Below are 17,164 nucleotides of genomic sequence, written 5' to 3'. Positions count from 1 at the left end.
AAAATCAGCAGCTCTGCGGTTGCCGTTCCGGCGACCCACCATTCTGGGCTTGGCCCACGCAAGATGCTCCCCTGTTCTCCTACCGCTGCCGCACGCTGACCCTTGGATACCGTGTCACCCTGGGTGCTTGTCGCCGCGCTGGTCTTCCTGATCCTGTGTTCGGCCTTTTTCGCCATGGCGGAAACGGCGCTCATGGCCGCCAACCGATTCCGCCTGCGCAGCCTGGCCAAGCGCGGCCATCGCGGCGCCATCACCACCCTGTGGCTGCTGGAGCGCACCGACAAGCTGCTCTCGCTGATCCTGATCGCCAATACCCTGGTCAACGCCATGGCGACGGTGCTGGCGACCGCGATCGCGATCCTGCTGTTCGGCTATGAAGAGAGCGTCATCGCGGTCGCCATCGCCCTGCTGGTGTTCGTGCTGATCGTGTTCGCGGAAATCGCGCCCAAGTTCATCGGCGCCACCTATCCAGAAACCATTTCGCTGGTCGCCAGCGCCCTGCTCAAGCCGCTGATGGCGGTGGCCAGGCCGCTGATCTGGTTCGTCAACCTGTTCGTGCGCCTGTTCCTGACGATTTTGCGCGTCAAGCCGGCCGACAGCGCCGCCCGCCACCGCGTCTCGCCCGACGAACTGCGCGCCATCGTGCTCGAAGGCGGCAATTTCATCCCGCAAAAGCACAAGAGCATCCTGCTCAACCTGTTCGACCTCGATACCATTTCGATCGAAGACATCATGACCCCGCGCGCCCAGATCGAGGCGCTCAACCTGGCCGTGCCGGTCGCCGGACTCAAGGCCCAGCTGAGCGCCTGCTACCACAACAAGCTGCCCGTCTATGAAGGCGAGATCAACCGCATCATCGGCATCCTGCACGTGCGCCATGCGATCGCCCTGCTCAACGAGGAAGAGGAATTGACCATCGATCACTTCCGCAGCCTGCTGACCGCCCCTTACTTCATTCCGCAGGAGACGAGTGCCTTTACACAGTTGCAATATTTCCAGGAAAACAAGGAGCGCCTCGGCATCATTGTCGACGAGTACGGCGAAGTGCAGGGCCTGGTCACGCTCGACGATATCATCGAAGAAATGATCGGCGACTTCACCACCTCGGTGCCGGGCGCGGCGCTCGGCGAACACTTCTGCTGGGATGCGCGCGGCGAGTGTTTACTGGAGGGCACGGCGCCCCTGCGCGAGATCAACAAGCGGCTGGGGCTGGCCTTCCCGCTGGACGGTCCCAAGACAGTCAACGGCCTGATGCTGGAGCAATTGCAGGAGATTCCCGAAGCCCCGATCAGCCTGAAAATCGGCAATGTGGCGATCGAAGTCATCCAGGTGCAAAACCAGGCGATCAGGACGGTCAAGCTGACCCGGCCGCCGGTGCGTTGAGCCTGCTCCTGATCAGACTGTCACCAACAATTTCACTCCAACCACAGAAGTTCCAAAAGGCAAAAGAACGTTCCATTTTGGCTACGTGGTATGGTTGCCTCCCCCATGCAGCAAACACTTTACAAATGTGATGCTCGGAGGCATGATCCAAGGCAGTTCGCCGCAACAGTCACCACTGGACGGCGCTTTGTCGTTCCCCGTACTATTTAAACCACGCGCGCATATGGCTGCAGTCCTCCCGAATACCACCCCCGGAACCCCGATGCCGGGCCTGGCCCGCGCCCTGATGCAAGCTGGCCGCCTGAGTGCGCAGCAAGCCGATTCGCTGCATAAAAAATCGCTGGCGGACAAGAGCCCTTTCATCGACACCCTGCTGCTGACCGGCACCTTCGACGCGCGCACCCTGGCCGCGTTTTGCGCGGAAACCTTCGGCTACCCGCTGATGGATTTGCAGAGCTTTAACCTGGATGCCTTGCCGGCCAACGCCATCGACGCCAAGCTGATGCAGAGCCAGCGCGTGATCGCCCTGGCCAAGCGCGGCAACAAGATGTCGGTCGCGATTTCCGACCCCACCAATATCCAGGCGCTCGACCAGATCAAGTTCCAGAGCGAAGCCTCGGTCGAGCCGGTGATCGTGCTGCACGACGTGCTGCTGAACCTGCTGTCCAACCTGGGCCGCAACGCCGAGCAGAGCATCAACGACATGGTGGGCGACCAGGAAGAAATCCAGTTCGGCGAGGAAGACGCGCCGTCCACGGTGATCGACCAGGGCGCGGCCGAGATCGAAGACGCGCCGATCGTCAAGTTCCTCAACAAGATCCTGATGGACGCGATCAACCTGGGCGCGTCCGATATCCACTTCGAGCCGTTCGAAAAATTCTACCGCATCCGCCTGCGCGTGGACGGCATGCTCAAGGAGCACGCCCAGCCGCCGATCACCATCCGCGACAAGCTGGTCTCGCGCATCAAGGTGCTCTCCAAGCTCGACATCTCCGAAAAGCGCGTGCCGCAGGATGGCCGCATGCGCCTGATCCTGTCGCCCACCAAGGCGATCGACTTCCGGGTCAGCACCTGCCCCACCCTGTTCGGCGAAAAGACCGTCATGCGTATCCTGGACGCGACCCAGGCCCAGATGGGCATCGACGCGCTCGGCTACGATCCGGACCAGAAGGAATTGCTGCTCGAAGCGATCCAGCGCCCGTACGGCATGGTGCTGGTGACCGGGCCGACCGGTTCCGGCAAGACGGTGTCGCTGTACACCTGCCTGAACGTGATCAACAAACCGGGCATCAATATTTCGACCGCGGAAGACCCGGCCGAGATCAACCTGCCCGGCGTGAACCAGGTCAACATCAACGACCGCTCCGGCCTGACCTTCCCGGTCGCGCTCAAGTCCTTCCTGCGCCAGGATCCGGACATCATCATGGTCGGCGAGATCCGCGACCTGGAAACGGCCGACATCGCCATCAAGGCCGCGCAGACCGGCCACATGGTGTTCTCGACCCTGCACACCAACGATGCCCCATCGACCCTGACGCGCCTGATGAACATGGGCGTGGCGCCCTTTAACATCGCTTCCTCGGTGATCATGATCACCGCCCAGCGCCTGGCGCGCCGCCTGTGCACCTGCAAGAAGCCGGTCGAGACCAGCCGCGAAATCCTGCTCGCGGCCGGCTTCCGGGAAGAGGAACTGGAAGGCGGCTGGAAGCCCTACGGCCCGGTCGGCTGCGACCGCTGCTCGGGCGGCGGCTACAAGGGCCGGGTCGGTATCTACCAGATCATGCCGATTACCCCGGCGATCGAAAAAATCATCCTGGCGCACGGCAATTCGATGGAAATTGCCGCGCAATCGGAAGCGGAGGGCGTCAAATCCCTGCGCCGCTCCGGCCTGATGAAAGTAAAACAAGGCTTGACCAGCCTTGAAGAAGTTCTCGGCTGCACCAACGAATAGGAAAATACTGTATGGCACTCGCTCAAACCAAAACCGCCACCAAGGAGTCGGTCTATGCCTGGGAAGGCAAGGACAAGACTGGCAAGACCGTGCGCGGCGAACTGCGTGCCGGGGGCGAAGCCGTCGTCAACGTGACCCTGCGGCGCCAGGGCGTGATGGTGACCAAGGTCAAGAAAAAACGCTATCGCAGCGGTAAGAAAATCACCGACAAGGATATTTCCCTGTTCACGCGCCAGCTGGCCACGATGATGAAGGCCGGCGTGCCGCTGCTGCAATCGTTCGACATCGTCGGCAAGGGTCACTCGAATCCCTCGATGTCCAAGCTGATCATGGAACTGCGCGGCGATATCGAAACCGGTACCAGCCTGAACAACGCTTTCCGCAAGTATCCGCTCTACTTCGACCCGCTGTTCTGCAACCTGGTCGGCGCCGGCGAACAGGCCGGTATCCTGGAAGACTTGCTCACGCGCCTGGCGATCTACAAGGAAAAGACCCTGGCCATCAAGGCCAAGATCAAGTCGGCCATGATTTATCCGGTCTCGATCCTGGGCGTGGCCTTCCTGGTCACGGCCGTCATCATGATCTGGGTGGTGCCGGCGTTCAAGCAGGTGTTCGAAAGCTTCGGCGCCAACCTGCCGACGCCGACCATGATCGTGATGGACATTTCGGACTTCTTCGTCGAATACTGGTGGGCGATTTTCGGCTCCCTGTTCGCCGGCCTGTACTTCTTCTTCCAGTCCTGGCGCCGTTCGCTCAAGATGCAGCGCTTCATGGACCTGACCCTGCTCAAGGCACCGATCTTCGGCCCCGTGATCCGCAAGGCGGCGATCGCGCGCTGGACCCGCACCCTGGCCACCATGTTCGCGGCCGGCGTGCCGCTGGTCGAAGCGCTCGACTCGGTCGGCGGCGCGGCCGGCAACGCCCTGTACCTGGAAGCGACCAAGAAGATCCAGAACGAGGTCAGCACCGGTACCAGCCTGACCGTGGCGATGCAAAATGCCAACGTGTTCCCGCCGATCGTCACCCAGATGGTGGCCATCGGTGAAGAATCGGGTGCGCTCGATTCGATGCTGGGCAAGGTCGCCGGCTTCTTCGAAGACGAGGTCGACGAGGCGGTCGCTTCGCTGGCCTCGCTGATGGAACCGCTGATCATGGTGATCCTGGGCGTGATCATCGGCGGCCTGGTGGTTGCCATGTACCTGCCGATCTTCAAACTGGGCGCGGTGGTGTAACCGCCCGGCCCGCCACGGGCCGATCCGCTCCCGTCGCAGTAGCCGCTTGCTCCCGCAGCAAGCCGCTACTGCGATTTTTTTTGGGCGACGCCGGCCATCCGCATCAGGCGGCGCCGCAGCGGCGCGTCGACGCGCCGCTCCAGCAGCCAGCACAGCGGCAACAGCAGGCCGGCGAAGGCCAGGCCGGCCAGCAGCATGGCCGACGGCGGCGCCTGCGGCAGCAGCAGGCCCAGCGCGCCGTTGAGCAGGCGCCCGAGCGGCACATGCAGGACATACAGCGGATACGAGATGGCGCCCAGCACGGCGCAGGCGACGGCCGCGCGCCCCGCCACCCGGCAGCCCATCGCCAGGTAAATCAGCGCCGGAAAGGCGATCGTCACCGCCAGCAGATCGTAGCAGGGGCGCAGCGCCGCCGGCGGCCGCGCCAGCAGCAAGCCGAGCACGCCGGTCAGCACCAGCGCGCCGCACAGCCAGGCGCGCACGCCGCGCCGCAACGCCCGCCCTTGGGCGCTGTTGAAATGGCGCAGCAAGAGCACCCCGGCAAAAAAACCGTAGCCCACCCGGCACAGGCCGAGCAGCATGGTGGCCGGCGAATAGCCGCCGTGCAAGCCCTGTTCGGGCGCCGCCTGCAAGGCCAGCGCCAGGCCCAGCGCCGAGGCCAGCAGGAGCGCCGCCAGCAGCGCGCAGTGCAGGTGGCGCAGCGTGGCCGCATACGCCAGGTTGGCCAGCATCTCGAAAAACAGCGACCAGGCCGGGGTATTGAGCGGAAACAGATTCGGGTCCGACACCAGCGGCAACAGCAGCGCGGCCGCCAGCAACACCAGCGGCAGGGGCGAGGCGAGTGAGGATGGCGCCAGTCCCAGCAGCGCGGCCACGACCGGAACCAGGCCGATCAGGCTGCCCAGCAGGTAGAGCGGATACAGGCGGATCAGGCGCAGCAGCGCGAAGCGGGCCGGGGCCAGGCCGGCGCGCAGGCGCGCCTCGTAGGCGTTGGCCACCACCACGCCGCTGAGCACGAAGAACAGGTCGACCGCCAGGTAACTCTGCGGAATGGTCCAGCCGCCCCAGAAGTAGCCCGTATGGCGAAACATGACGATCAGGGCGGCGATCCCGCGCAAGCCGTCGAGCAGGTGAAAGTAGTACTGTCTGGCATTCATAGCAGCCTCGATCCGGCACGCGCCAAGGCGTCCAGTATGGGCGGGCGGCGCCGTCGGCTGTCCAAATGCGACAACATCGGCCTTGCGCCCGGTCAGAAGCCCATCGGCCTCCCCCAAAGCGAGCGAAACCCCCTAAAATGCCTTGTTGTACACAACTGCCTTGATCAATTCATCACGTGGAGCATCATGCTGGAATCCTTCTTGTTCGCCGTCCCCGGTTCCCTGGGACCGGCCCTCGTCGCCGGCCTGTTCGGCCTGCTGGTCGGCAGCTTCCTGAATGTCGTCATCTACCGCCTCCCGAAGATGATGGAGCGCGACTATAACGACTACCTGGCCGGCGAGTACGGCTGCGGCTGCGGCACCCGCCAGGTGCACACCGACACCTTTAACCTGGCGGTGCCGCGCTCGGCCTGCCCCCATTGCGGGCACCGGATCGGCGCGCTGGAAAACATCCCGGTGATCAGCTACCTGGTCCTGGGCGGCAAGTGCAAAGGCTGCAAGGCCAAAATTTCTCCCCGGTATCCGATCATCGAACTGGCCAGCGGCCTGCTGTCGGCCCTGCTGATCTGGACCTTCGGCAGCGGCTACGCCGGGCTGGCGACCCTGGTCTTCCTCTACCTGCTGATCGCGATGACCTTCATCGACGCCGACACCCAGCTGCTGCCCGACGAGCTGACCTATCCGCTGCTGTGGATCGGCCTCCTGCTCAATATTAACGGCAGCTTCGTGCCGCTGCAGGACGCCGTCATCGGCGCCGTGGCCGGCTATCTGGTGCTGTGGTCGGTGGCAACCTTGTACGAAAAGCTGCGCGGCCAGGTCGGCATGGGCCACGGCGACTTCAAGCTGCTGGCGGCGCTGGGCGCCTGGATGGGCTGGAGCATGCTGCCGAGCATCATCCTGATCTCGTCGGCGGTCGGTTCGGTGGTCGGCATCTGCCTGATCGTGTTCGGCGGGCGCGAGCGCAATGTGAAGATTCCCTTCGGCCCTTACCTGGCGGCGGCCGGCCTGATCGCCCTGGTCTACGGCAAGCAGATCGCCGGCGTGACCGACGTCGTCGTCAAGCACTGGGTCCAGTAACATGGGTAGCGCGGCGCATGGCGGCAAATTCAGCGTCGGCCTGACCGGCGGCATCGGCTGCGGCAAGACGGCGGTGTCGGACCGCTTCGCCGCGCTGGGGGCGAGCATCATCGATACCGACGTCATCGCGCACGCCCTGAGCGCCCCCGGCGGCGCCGCCATGGACGCCCTGCTGCACGCCTTCGGCCCGGCCTTCGTGACCGCCGACGGCGCCCTCGACCGGGTGCGCATGCGCGAACTGGTGTTTTCCGACGCGGCCGCCAAGGCGCGCCTGGAAGCGATCCTGCACCCGCGCATCCGCGCCGCCACCGCCGCCGCGGCCGCCGTTGCGACAGGCAGCTATCTGATCTACGTGGTCCCGCTCCTGGTCGAGTCCGGCGGCTGGCGCGAGCGGGTCGACCGGGTCCTGGTCATCGATTGCCCTGAAGAAATGCAAATCGCCCGCGTCATGCGCCGCAACGCCATGAGCGAAGCCCAGGTGCGCGCCATCATGGCTACCCAGGCCAGCCGCGCCGAACGGCTGGCCGCGGCCGACGACGTGCTGCATAACGATGGCAGCCTGGAAGCGCTCGACGCGCAAATTGCTCTATTGCATGCACAATATCTGGCATTTTCCGGGAGAATGGCACGATAAGGGGTGCGGCGTTTGTAATTTTGCCTCGCTTGGTTCAGAATCACGGGATTCTTCTCCTGCCATGTAAAGGGATGTCATTTTGATCGTCTACGAATACCCTTTCAACGAGCGCATACGCACGTTGTTGCGGCTGGAAGACCTGTATGAGAAGTTCAAGTTCTTTGTGCACCAGGAACATGCAATGCAGCATCACGTCGCCCTGGCCACCATTTTCGACATGCTCGAAGTGGCCGGCCGCGCCGATCTCAAGAGCGACCTGCTGCAGGAACTCGAACGCCAGAAGCAAAGCTTGCTGAGCTACCGGTCCAATCCGAACGTGGCCGCCGACATGCTCGACGCCGTCCTGGCCGAGGTCGAAACCGTCAGCGCCGCGCTGGTCGCGGCCCAGGGCAAGACCGGCCAGAACGTGCGCGACAACGAATGGCTGATGAGCATTCGCGGCCGCACCATCATTCCGGGCGGCGCCTGCGAATTCGACCTGCCGTCCTACTACGCCTGGCAAAAGCGCCCGGCCGAACAGCGCTTCAACGATATCGTCAACTGGTTCGCCCCGCTGGCGCCCCTGTTCGACGCCCTGGCCCTGGTGCTGCGCCTGCTGCGCGACTCGGGCGGCCCGGTCAAGATGATCGCCATCGCCGGCAGTTATCAGCAAATGCTTCAGGGTAAGGTATACCAGATGCTGCGCCTGACCATGGACGAGGCGATGGGGGCGATTCCCGAGATTTCCGCCAACAAGTACATGCTGTGGGTGCGTTTCACCACGCAGGGCGGGGATCTCAAGCCCAAGCCGCTGGAAGAAGACGTCCCGTTCGAGCTCACGCTCTGTAATTTCTGAAATCGATGTTGCCATGACCGTAGTCAGCTGCCCCACCTGTGCCAAAAAAGTCGAATGGACCGAGGCCAACAAGTTCCGTCCCTTCTGTTCCGAGCGCTGCAAACAGATCGACCTGGGCGCCTGGGCCGAAGAAAAATACACCATTCCCGGCGCCGCCCCGTCCGATCCCCTGCTGGACGACGATAATCTGCCGCAATAGCATTCGCCGCAGCCGCGGCCGAGCGCTTACAATGGGTGACCGCCTACCTTGCGAAGGATGACACAGCATGCCGACACGACGGGCCATCCGATGAGACTCGACCGTTTCATCAACGAGCGCATGGAAGACATCCTGACCGAGTGGGAAGGCTTCGCGCAGACCTTGCTGCCCGCCGCCAGCCAGATGAGCGACCTGGCGCTGCGCGACCATGCGCGCCAGATCCTGCAGGCGATCGCGCTCGATATCGAAACGCATCAGAATCCGCAGCAGCAGATCGCCAAGTCGCAGGGCCTGGCGCCCGACACCAGCGCTGGCGACAGCGCGGCCTCGATCCATGGCGCGCTGCGCCAGGCCAGCAATTTTTCCCTGCTCCAGCTGAGCGCCGAGTTCCGCGCCCTGCGCGCCACCGTGCTGCGCCTGTGGCTGCCGCAGGTGCGGCGCATGACGGCCGACGTGGCCGACGAAATGGTGCGCTTCAACGAAGCCATCGACCAGGCCCTGGCCGAGTCGGTGGTGACCTACTCGGCGCGCGCGGACCACATGCGCGAACTGTTCCTGGCGATCCTCGGGCACGACCTGCGCGCGCCGCTGTCGAGCATGTCGATGGCGGGCGAGCTGCTCATCCGCACGGCGGCCGACGCCGGCGAGATCGGCGCGCGCGTCAAGCGCGGTGCGCGCCTGATGGGCAGCATGGTCGACGACCTGATCGGCTACACCCGCACCCAGCTCGGCGGCGGCATGCCGACCGTGCGGCGCGAGGCCGACGTCGGCGAGGTGTGCCGCGCGGCGATGGAAGACGCCCATGCCACGCATCCGGCCACGCGCTTCGAGCTCGAGGCCGACGCCGCCCTCGCGGGCCAGTACGATCCCGTGCGCCTGCACCAGTTGTTTACCAACCTGATGGTCAACGCCGCCCAGTACGGCACGCGCGGCGCCGCCGTGCGCATCGAAGCGCGCGCCCATCCGGACGCGGTGACGGTGGCCGTGACCAACGACGGCCCGGTGATACCGGCGGCCTCGCTGGAGAGCATTTTCAGTCCCTTGATCCAGTTGCCTGGCGACGGCGACAGCGAAGAACGCCCGCGCACCAGCCTGGGACTGGGTTTGTTCGTCGCGCGCGAAATCGCGGCGGCGCATGGCGGGAGCCTGAGGGTGACCTCCAGCGCCGGCACCGGCACCACCTTCACCGCGCATTTGCCGCGCACGCCGAAGGCCTGAGACGGCGTCAGGCCCGGTAGCGGCTCATCGACAGCCCCTCGGTATCGATCTCCGGCGGGCGGCCCGACACCAGGTCGGCCAGCACCCGCGCCGAACCGCAGGACATGGTCCAGCCCAGCGTGCCATGCCCGGTATTGAGGAACAGGTTGCGGTAGCGCGTTGCCCCGATCAGCGGCGTGCCGTCCGGCGTCATCGGCCGCAGGCCGCACCAGAAGCTCGCCTTGTCCACGTCGCCCCCGCCCGGAAACAGCTCGCTCACCGCGTGCACCAGGGTGGCGCGGCGCGACGCGTGCAGGCGCAGGTCGTAGCCGGCCAGTTCGGCCGTCCCGCCGACCCGGATGCGCTCGCCCAGGCGCGTGATGCCGACCTTGTAGGTCTCTTCCATGATGGTCGACTCGGGCGCGCTGGCCGCATCGACGATCGGCAGCGTGATCGAATAACCCTTGACCGGATACACCGGAATCCTGATCCCCAGCGGCGCCAGCATCAGCGGCGAATAACTCCCCAGCGCCATCACGAAGGCATCGGCCTTCAGTTCCCCGAGCGAAGTGTCGACCGCCTCGATGGCCTCGCCCGCGTGCAGCAGGCGCCGGATCTCGACCTGGTTGCGGAACACCACGCCCAGGTCGGCCGCCATGCGCGCCAGCGCCTGGGTGAACTTGAAGCAGTCGCCGGTTTCGTCGCCCGGCAGGTGCAGGCCGCCGACGATCTTGCCGCGCACCCGCGCCAGCGCCGGTTCCGCCGCTTCGCAGCCGATGGCGTCGAGCAGCGCATGCGGCACGCCGTAGCGCTTGAGCACCGCGATATCGCCCTGCGCCTCGTCCAGCTGGCGCGGATTGCGGAACACCTGCAAGGTGCCCTTGCTGCGATGGTCGTAGGCGATGCCGGTCTCCTTGCGCAGCGCGATCAGCGCATCGCGGCTGTACTCGGCCAGGCGCACCATGCGGCTCTTGTTGACGGCGTAGCTGGCCGGATTGCAGTTGCCCAGCATCTGGAACAGCCAGCGCCACATGCGCGGATCGAAGGACGGGCGGATCACCAGCGGGCTGTGTTGCATGGCCAGCCAGCGCAGCGCCTTCATCGGAATGCCGGGCGCGGCCCAGGGTGCGGCCATGCCGGACGAGACTTCGCCGGCGTTGGCGAAACTCGTTTCCAGCGCGGCGCCGTCCTGGCGCTCGATGACGGTCACTTCGTGGCCGGCCCTGGCCAGAAAATAAGCCGACGTGGTACCGACCACGCCACTACCCAGCACGATAATCTTCACGGACTTCCTTGCGGTGCGTTTGCTTGCCGGAGCGGCAAGGGACGAAAAAACTCAGGGGTAGCGCAGCTGGTCGAGGCATGCGAGCAGCGGAATGGTGGCCGGCAGCAGGGGCGACACGCCCACCGCGCCCTGCCACGCAAACGCCTGCCCCTCCAGGCTTTGCGGCTCGCCCTGCCACTCGCGGCTGATGAAGAAATGCAGGCGCACGTGCGCGTGTTCGTACACGTGCTCGACCCCGCACCATGCGCTCGCGCTCAGGATATGAACGCCAAGCTCCTCGACGAATTCGCGTTTGAGCGCGTCGAGGATGGCTTCGCCGCTTTCCACTTTCCCACCCGGGAATTCCCAATAGCCCTGGTACGGTTTGCCGGCCGGACGCTGGCCGAGCAGCACATCGCCATTCGGTTTCATCAGAATGCCGACCGCGACATCGATCGGCTTCTTGCCTGTCGCTTCGCTCATTCGGGCAGCCTTCCCGCGTAGTCGCGCGCGAACTGCCAGGCCACCCGGCCCGAACGCGAACCGCGCTGCAGGGCCCATTGCAGCGCTTCCGGACGCGCCGCCTCGATCTGCTGCGCGGTGCAGCCGAAACTGGCCAGCCAGTGCGCCGCGATGTCGAGGTAGTCGTCCTGCTTGAACGGATAAAACGACAGCCACAGGCCGAAGCGCTCGGACAGCGAAATGCGCTCTTCCACCGTCTCGCCCGGATGCAGGTCGCCGTCGGCGCCGTGCCTGTAGCCGGCGTTGTCGCTGGTTTTTTCCGGCAGCAGGTGGCGCCGGTTCGAGGTGGCGTAGATCAGCACATTGTCCGACTGGGCCGCGATCGAGCCGTCCAGCGCCACCTTGAGCGCCTTGTACCCGGCCTCGCCTTCTTCGAAGGAGAGGTCGTCGCAGAAGATGATGAAGCGCTCAGGGCGTCCGGCCACCAGGTCGACGATGTCGGGCAGTTCGGCCAGGTCGGCCTTGTCGACTTCGATCAGGCGCAGGCCGTCGGCCGCGAACTGGTTCAGGCAAGCCTTGATCAGCGACGACTTGCCGGTCCCGCGCGCGCCGGTCAGCAGCACGTTGTTGGCCGGGCGGCCCTGCACGAACTGGCGCGTGTTGCGTTCGATCTGCTGCTTTTGCGGCCCCACATTATGCAGGTCCGACAGCGCAATGGTGGCCGCATGCAGCACCGGCTGCAGGTAATTGACGTTGCTGCCGGGGCGTTTGCGCCAGCGGAAAGCGGTGCCGGAACGCCAGTCGGGCGTGCGCAGGTGGGCCGGCGGCAGGACTGCCTCGACCCGCTGCAGCAGCGCCTCGGCGCGCCGCAGGAATTGTTCGAGTGGCGTGCTCAAGGCGCGGCTCAGGAACGGTAGTCGGCGTTGATGGTCACGTACTCGTGCGACAGGTCGCAGGTCCAGACGGTGGCGCTGTGGGCGCCGCGTCCCAGGCGCACGCGCACCGTGATCTCGCTCTTTTGCATCACGCGCTGGCCGTCGGCTTCCTGGTAGGCCGGATTGCGCCCGCCGCTTTTCGCCACCAGCACGTCGTCGAGGTAGAGATCGAGCTTGGTCACGTCCAGGTCGTCCACGCCGGCGTAGCCGATCGCGCACAGGATGCGGCCCAGGTTCGGGTCGGAGGCGAAGAAGGCGGTTTTCACCAGCGGCGAATGGGCGATCGAGTAGGCGATCTTGCGGCATTCTTCCATGCTGGCGCCCTCTTCCACCGTGACGGTGATGAACTTGGTGGCGCCTTCGCCGTCGCGGATGATCATCTGCGCCAGCGAACGGGCGATGTCGGTGACCGCCGTTTTCAGTTCGGCGTATTCGGTCGAATCGGTGTTGGCAATGGCCAGGCTGCCGGTACCGGTGGCGATCAGCATGAAGGAATCGTTGGTCGAGGTGTCGCCGTCGATGGTGATGCAGTTGAACGAATGGTCGGCCGCGTGCCTGACCAGTTCATTGAGAACCTCTTGCGAGACCCTGGCGTCGATCGCCAGGTAGCCGAGCATGGTGGCCATGTTCGGGCGGATCATGCCGGCCCCTTTGCTGATGCCGGTCATGGTCACGCTGTGGCCGCAGATATCGACCGTGCGCGAGGCCGCCTTCGGCTGGGTGTCGGTGGTCATGATCGCCTCGGCGGCGTTGAACCAGTTGTCGGCCTTGAGGTTGGCGATGGCGGCCGGCAGCGCGCCGACGACTTTCTCGACCGGCAGCGGTTCGAGGATCACGCCGGTCGAAAACGGCAGGATCTGGTGCGGCTCGCAAGCGAGCAGCCTGGCCAGCGCGGCGCAGGTGGCGTTGGCGCTGGCCAGTCCCGTTTCGCCGGTGCCGGCGTTGGCGTTGCCGGTGTTGACCACCAGCGCGCGGATCGGCGCGCCGCCGGCGGCCACCGCCGCGAGGTTGGCTTTGCTGACCTGCACCGGCGCCGCGCAGAAGCGGTTGGTGGTGAACACGCCGGCCACGGTGGCCGTATCGGCCAGCTTCATCACCAGGATGTCCTTGCGGTTGGGCTTCTTGATGCCGGCTTCGGCAAAACCGATCTCGATCCCGTTGACGGGCTTCAGGTCGGCGGCGACGGGCAGAGGGGAATTAACGGCCATGGCGGATTCTCTAGCAGTGAAGTGGGAAGGCGCTATTGTAACGCTTGAAACGATGTGCGGGATGCAAGGGCAGCGCGGACAGGGAACATACTTTCCGTACGGATTCGCCTGGCGGCTTTCCTTGCGCTTGCGCAGACCGCAAAGAGTTGCACAATGTCATTATTTCCCTGCCGTAGCAGTGGCGCGCGGCGTCTTCCGGCATTGAAAGGGACATCATGAGCACATTCGCCAGCATTTTCCCGGGCGCCCGCCGCTTCCTCGCGCTGACCTGCCTGTCGGCAGCCCTGTGCGCCCATGCCGCCGTCCCGGACGCGCGCGCGAGCCAGGGCGGCGATGCCGAACTGCGCACCCACGAAGCGATCAGGCAGGAGACCGCGCGCCATCTGGCGGCGGGCGACTTCGGCCGCCTCGAAGCGCTGTACCGCTCGCTGAACCACGCCGGCCAGCGCACCCCCAGCGGACTGTGGAAACTGGCCATCTTCTACAATTACCTGCGCCGCTTCGGCACCCTCACCACGGATGCCGATTATTGGGACAGCGTGGAAGGCCTGGCGCGCCAGTGGCAGGCCAGCTATCCGAAGTCGGTGCCGGCGCGCCTGTTCGGCGTGTACCTGCAACTGGGACGCCTGCATGTGGCGCGCGGCGGCGGCTTGTTCAGCAAGCTGCCGGAACAGCAGCGCCATGCCGTCTCGTACGGCGCCGACGTGGCCATGCGCATGCTCGAACAGACGCGCGTCCTGGCCGGCAAAGCCAACGATCCCGAATGGCACCGCGCCATGCTCAGCGTGGCGCCCTACGTGGACGGCATGTCGGCCGAGGGCTACCGCAAAAGGGTGCGCCAGGCGCTGGCGCGCCATCCGAATTATCACGCGGCCTACTTCACCGCCGCCCTCTACTCGCACCCGCGCTGGGGCGGCACGCCCGACGGCGTGGCGCGCCTGGCCTACGACGCCAGCCATGCCGCCGGCAAGGAACCGCCGTCGATGTACGCGCGCATCTACTGGTTCATGGACCAGAGCGAGTATCACGGGCGCCTGTTCGATGCCGGCCGCGCCGACTGGCCGACCATGCGCACCAGCTTCGAGCACCTGGTCAGGCTGTACCCGGCCGCGTGGAACCTGAACGCGTTTGCCTATTTTGCCTGCATGGCCGGCGACTTCGCGGCGATGGACGCGATCGTGGCGCGGATCGGCAGCGCGCTGCTGCCCGAGGTGTGGGGCGCCGATGGCGAGGCCACCCAGGCGCGCTGCCTGGCGCACCGGGCGCCCGGCGCGGCGCCGCGCGTCATCCAGGCGGCGCTACGGCCGCTTGCAGACCCACAGGCCGGACTGGCCCAGGAAGCTGGCGCTGAGCAGGGCCCCCGCGCCATCGATGAACATGGTGAATTCGTCGCCATTGTCGTAGTTGACCGCGTAGCCGAGGGTGTTCGCCGCCGCATCGGCGATCAGGCGCTCGGTCCCGACGTTCTGGTCGAACGCGACGGCATACTCGTCGGCCTTGACGCCGCGCGGCCCGATCCGCACCGTGGTCTTTTCCGGCTTGCCCTTGTTGACGGCCTCGCAACTCATGGGCGCGGAGGCGGCGCTGAAGTGCGCCGCCACGGCCGGATACAGGGCCCGCTGGCCGAAGCCGGTGGCGGGCGCGATGCCCTCGCACATGACGAGGTCCTCGCCCTCGCCGAGTGAGGCCGATGCGCTGGGCGCCGCATCCGGCTTCGCAAGCGACGACAGCATGAACGTCCAGTCCGGCGACTTGCCTTCGAACATGACAACCGACAATTCCGGCTTGCCCGCCTTGAGGATGCGCTGCATGGACAGCACGCCCTGCTCGCGCATCAGGTCGTGCTGCCAGGGGCCGCCGCTGGCCAGGCCGGCGCCGCTGACGGTGACGGCGCCCTTGCGCGGCGCTTCGCCGCCGCGCTTGCAGTGGCCCTGGTAGGCGCCGGCGAACAGCGGCAGCATGCTGGCAATGTAGCGGTTGAAGGGCTTGGGCGCGTCATTCGCCGGGGTGCGGCCGCAGGCGGTGCAGCAGGCCAGCAGCAGCGCCATGGCGAGGGTGGATCGGGTCGGGGGCATGGCGCGTCTCGGTGAGGGTGAACGGGGTGCGATGGATAAACCATGCAAGTTTAACATCCCTGGCAAGCGGCCCGGGCCATCGGCAAGTGCCGGGCCGCCGCCATTCCCGTTGCATATTTGCCACCACGAAAAATGCTTAATGACAAGTAAACACATTTGCCCGATAATGCTTGGCATTATCTATTTACCAATCTATCTCCTGTGAAAAAACTTCTCCTGTGCGCGGCCCTGATGGCCTCCTTCCCGGCCATGGCGACATCGGCTCCCGAGACCCCTGAAGCGCCGGCCGTCAAGCCGCAGTCCAACATGGCCCAGGCCGTCGAAGCCATGGCAAGCGAACTCGAACAGAGTTTCGGTACGGCCAAGGGCAATCCCCTGCCGATCCTCGACAAGCTGGCGGTCTACGAATTTTCCGCGCCGACCGCCGAGAAAGTGACCAGAGTCTTCGGCACGGCCCGTCCATTCACCGTGCTGCGCACGCCCGCCGCCGGCGGCATGCAGAACGTCGATTTCTCGCTCCCGGCGCGCAATTACGCCGACGTCAACGAGCAGAACTGGTCGTGGAGCGCGATCAAGCTCAATATGCTGATCGACGACGCCGGCCGCAACACGACCAGCAGCGGCAGCTGGCCGGCGCTGGCGATCGACAGCAAGGCCTCCAAGATCGTGTTCAACAACATGAGCATGGAAGGCAAGCAAAGCCGTACCAGCGACGATGTCTGGATCGGCTCGGCGCGCGGGGATATCAAGCTGGCCGAGTTCACCGACAAGGAAAAATCGGTCACCGTGAAAATGGAGAATCTGAGCGTCACCTCCCAGGTTGACCGCAACGGCAAGGATTACGACATCGGCACCGACTTCGGCATCAAGCTGATCACGGTCATGGATGAAAAGATCGACGACTTGCGCATGTCCATGCGGATGAGCAAGATCGACCTGAAGGCCTTCGAGCAGTTGAGCCGTTCGCTCAAGAGCAAGACCAAGCCGGGCGAGACCCCGACGCTCGACGAAATCGGCCCGCAGGTCAAGGCCTTCGCCAAGGGCATGTCGACGCGCGGCTCGGCCATCGAACTGAGCGACATGAGCGTGGGCTACCTGGGCCACCGCGCGCTGATCAAGGGCCGTTTCACCATCGGCAAGACGGTCGACAAGGACTTCGCCTCGGGCGCGGCCTTCCTCAAGAAGGTCAACGCGCGCTTCGAAATGCGCGTGCCGGTCGCGCTGGTGACCGCCGTCGCGCGCAAGATGACGCTCTCGCAGGCCGCCAAGAAGGGCGAAACGCAATCGCCCGAGGTGACGGAAGCGACCGCCAAGAACCTGACCGACATGGCCGTGGGCAAGGCCATCGGCGATGGCTATGCGCGCCTGGAAGACGGCGTGCTGGTGTCGCTGGTCGACTACAAGGCGGGCAAGCTGACTGTCAACGGCAAGGCCATCGCGCTGCCGGGCGATGCCGGCAAGAAGCCTGCCGCCGGCGCCAGGAAGCCGGCGCGCCGCGCCAAGTAATCTGCACATCAGCAAGCAGCATCGAGCGGCGGCCATCCTCGATGGCCGC

At 65.3% G+C, this 17,164-nt stretch carries 16 protein-coding genes; 11 read left to right on the top strand and 5 right to left on the bottom strand.

Annotation, left to right across the window (positions count from 1 at the left end; genetic code table 11):
- Positions 1 to 102 precede the first annotated feature (102 nt).
- The 3 genes from EJB06_RS13485 to EJB06_RS13475 all read left to right on the top strand — a co-directional run bounded on the left by EJB06_RS13485 (position 103) and on the right by EJB06_RS13475 (position 4,566).
- On the top strand, positions 103 to 1,383 hold the full coding sequence (locus EJB06_RS13485; protein ID WP_126074537.1) for an HlyC/CorC family transporter: 1,281 nt from the start codon (positions 103 to 105) through the stop codon (positions 1,381 to 1,383).
- Positions 1,384 to 1,606: 223 nt separating this feature from the next.
- Complete coding sequence (gene pilB / locus EJB06_RS13480; RefSeq protein WP_126074536.1) at positions 1,607 to 3,334, top strand: type IV-A pilus assembly ATPase PilB; 1,728 nt, start codon at positions 1,607 to 1,609, stop codon at positions 3,332 to 3,334.
- An 11-nt stretch (positions 3,335 to 3,345) separates the two neighbouring features.
- Positions 3,346 to 4,566, top strand: a complete 1,221-nt coding sequence (locus EJB06_RS13475; protein WP_126074535.1) for a type II secretion system F family protein — start codon at positions 3,346 to 3,348, stop codon at positions 4,564 to 4,566.
- A 65-nt stretch (positions 4,567 to 4,631) separates the two neighbouring features.
- On the opposite strand, the gene EJB06_RS13470 is transcribed toward EJB06_RS13475, so the two are convergent.
- Complete coding sequence (locus tag EJB06_RS13470) at positions 4,632 to 5,723, bottom strand: acyltransferase family protein (RefSeq protein ID WP_126074534.1); 1,092 nt, start codon at positions 5,721 to 5,723, stop codon at positions 4,632 to 4,634.
- 186 nt (positions 5,724 to 5,909) lie between these two features.
- On the opposite strand from EJB06_RS13470, the gene EJB06_RS13465 reads away from it, so the two are divergent.
- The 5 genes from EJB06_RS13465 to EJB06_RS13445 all read left to right on the top strand — a co-directional run bounded on the left by EJB06_RS13465 (position 5,910) and on the right by EJB06_RS13445 (position 9,686).
- The gene (locus EJB06_RS13465; RefSeq protein WP_126074533.1) at positions 5,910 to 6,800 is read left to right on the top strand and encodes a prepilin peptidase; all 891 of its coding nucleotides are present in this window, start codon (positions 5,910 to 5,912) and stop codon (positions 6,798 to 6,800) included.
- Between the two features lies 1 nt (position 6,801).
- Positions 6,802 to 7,434, top strand: coding sequence for a dephospho-CoA kinase (gene coaE, locus EJB06_RS13460; RefSeq protein WP_126074532.1), 633 nt, complete (start codon positions 6,802 to 6,804; stop codon positions 7,432 to 7,434).
- Positions 7,435 to 7,513: 79 nt separating this feature from the next.
- On the top strand, positions 7,514 to 8,269 hold the full coding sequence (gene zapD, locus EJB06_RS13455) for a cell division protein ZapD (protein ID WP_126074531.1): 756 nt from the start codon (positions 7,514 to 7,516) through the stop codon (positions 8,267 to 8,269).
- A gap of 13 nt (positions 8,270 to 8,282) precedes the next feature.
- Positions 8,283 to 8,468 (top strand): DNA gyrase inhibitor YacG, encoded by a 186-nt coding sequence (gene yacG / locus EJB06_RS13450; RefSeq protein ID WP_126074530.1) that lies wholly within the window; start codon positions 8,283 to 8,285, stop codon positions 8,466 to 8,468.
- A 90-nt stretch (positions 8,469 to 8,558) separates the two neighbouring features.
- Entirely contained in the window at positions 8,559 to 9,686 is a 1,128-nt protein-coding gene (locus EJB06_RS13445; protein WP_126074529.1) for a sensor histidine kinase, read from the top strand.
- Between the two features lie 7 nt (positions 9,687 to 9,693).
- Here the strand turns inward: EJB06_RS13445 and EJB06_RS13440 are convergent, their stop codons facing one another.
- Genes EJB06_RS13440 through argJ form a run of 4 tightly spaced genes read right to left on the bottom strand, consistent with a single transcriptional unit; the run spans position 9,694 to position 13,534 of the window.
- Entirely contained in the window at positions 9,694 to 10,950 is a 1,257-nt protein-coding gene (locus EJB06_RS13440) for a D-amino acid dehydrogenase (protein WP_126074528.1), read from the bottom strand.
- A gap of 51 nt (positions 10,951 to 11,001) precedes the next feature.
- A complete protein-coding gene (locus EJB06_RS13435) occupies positions 11,002 to 11,412 on the bottom strand; it encodes an NUDIX domain-containing protein (protein WP_126074527.1) in 411 nt (136 codons plus the stop codon).
- Positions 11,409 to 12,287, bottom strand: a complete 879-nt coding sequence (locus tag EJB06_RS13430; protein WP_126074526.1) for an ATP-binding protein — start codon at positions 12,285 to 12,287, stop codon at positions 11,409 to 11,411. Before EJB06_RS13430 ends, EJB06_RS13435 begins: the two co-directional genes overlap by 4 nt.
- 8 nt (positions 12,288 to 12,295) lie before the next feature.
- Positions 12,296 to 13,534 (bottom strand): bifunctional glutamate N-acetyltransferase/amino-acid acetyltransferase ArgJ, encoded by a 1,239-nt coding sequence (gene argJ, locus EJB06_RS13425; RefSeq protein WP_126074525.1) that lies wholly within the window; start codon positions 13,532 to 13,534, stop codon positions 12,296 to 12,298.
- A gap of 215 nt (positions 13,535 to 13,749) precedes the next feature.
- Between argJ and EJB06_RS13420 the strand changes: the two genes are divergently transcribed.
- The 3 genes from EJB06_RS13420 (at position 13,750) to EJB06_RS13410 (ending at position 17,115) form a co-directional block, all read left to right on the top strand.
- Positions 13,750 to 15,219 carry a hypothetical protein gene (locus EJB06_RS13420; protein WP_126074524.1) on the top strand — a complete coding sequence of 490 codons (1,470 nt, stop codon included), beginning with the start codon at positions 13,750 to 13,752 and terminating at the stop codon, positions 15,217 to 15,219.
- Positions 15,191 to 15,472 (top strand): hypothetical protein, encoded by a 282-nt coding sequence (locus tag EJB06_RS13415; protein ID WP_126074523.1) that lies wholly within the window; start codon positions 15,191 to 15,193, stop codon positions 15,470 to 15,472. The genes EJB06_RS13420 and EJB06_RS13415 overlap by 29 nt, the downstream gene beginning before the upstream one ends.
- A 338-nt stretch (positions 15,473 to 15,810) precedes the next feature.
- Entirely contained in the window at positions 15,811 to 17,115 is a 1,305-nt protein-coding gene (locus tag EJB06_RS13410; RefSeq protein WP_126074522.1) for a DUF945 family protein, read from the top strand.
- The last annotated feature ends 49 nt before the right edge of the window (positions 17,116 to 17,164 follow it).

Origin of the sequence: Massilia atriviolacea, from assembly GCF_003953935.1 — a bacterium.
GTDB classification, from domain to species: domain Bacteria; phylum Pseudomonadota; class Gammaproteobacteria; order Burkholderiales; family Burkholderiaceae_D; genus Telluria_A; species Telluria_A atriviolacea.
Note: the sequence above shows the minus strand (reverse complement) of the source record. Positions and strands in the feature narration are given on the sequence as shown.

Coding starts and splice junctions, on each gene's coding strand:
- pilB (WP_126074536.1), top strand. CDS start 1,607: ATGGCTGCAGTCCTCCCGAATACCACCCCCGGAACCCCGATGCCGGGC.
- EJB06_RS13475 (WP_126074535.1), top strand. CDS start 3,346: ATGGCACTCGCTCAAACCAAAACCGCCACCAAGGAGTCGGTCTATGCC.
- EJB06_RS13470 (WP_126074534.1), bottom strand. CDS start 5,723: ATGAATGCCAGACAGTACTACTTTCACCTGCTCGACGGCTTGCGCGGG.
- EJB06_RS13465 (WP_126074533.1), top strand. CDS start 5,910: ATGCTGGAATCCTTCTTGTTCGCCGTCCCCGGTTCCCTGGGACCGGCC.
- coaE (WP_126074532.1), top strand. CDS start 6,802: ATGGGTAGCGCGGCGCATGGCGGCAAATTCAGCGTCGGCCTGACCGGC.
- yacG (WP_126074530.1), top strand. CDS start 8,283: ATGACCGTAGTCAGCTGCCCCACCTGTGCCAAAAAAGTCGAATGGACC.
- EJB06_RS13445 (WP_126074529.1), top strand. CDS start 8,559: ATGAGACTCGACCGTTTCATCAACGAGCGCATGGAAGACATCCTGACC.
- EJB06_RS13435 (WP_126074527.1), bottom strand. CDS start 11,412: ATGAGCGAAGCGACAGGCAAGAAGCCGATCGATGTCGCGGTCGGCATT.
- argJ (WP_126074525.1), bottom strand. CDS start 13,534: ATGGCCGTTAATTCCCCTCTGCCCGTCGCCGCCGACCTGAAGCCCGTC.
- EJB06_RS13420 (WP_126074524.1), top strand. CDS start 13,750: ATGAGCACATTCGCCAGCATTTTCCCGGGCGCCCGCCGCTTCCTCGCG.
- EJB06_RS13415 (WP_126074523.1), top strand. CDS start 15,191: ATGACGAGGTCCTCGCCCTCGCCGAGTGAGGCCGATGCGCTGGGCGCC.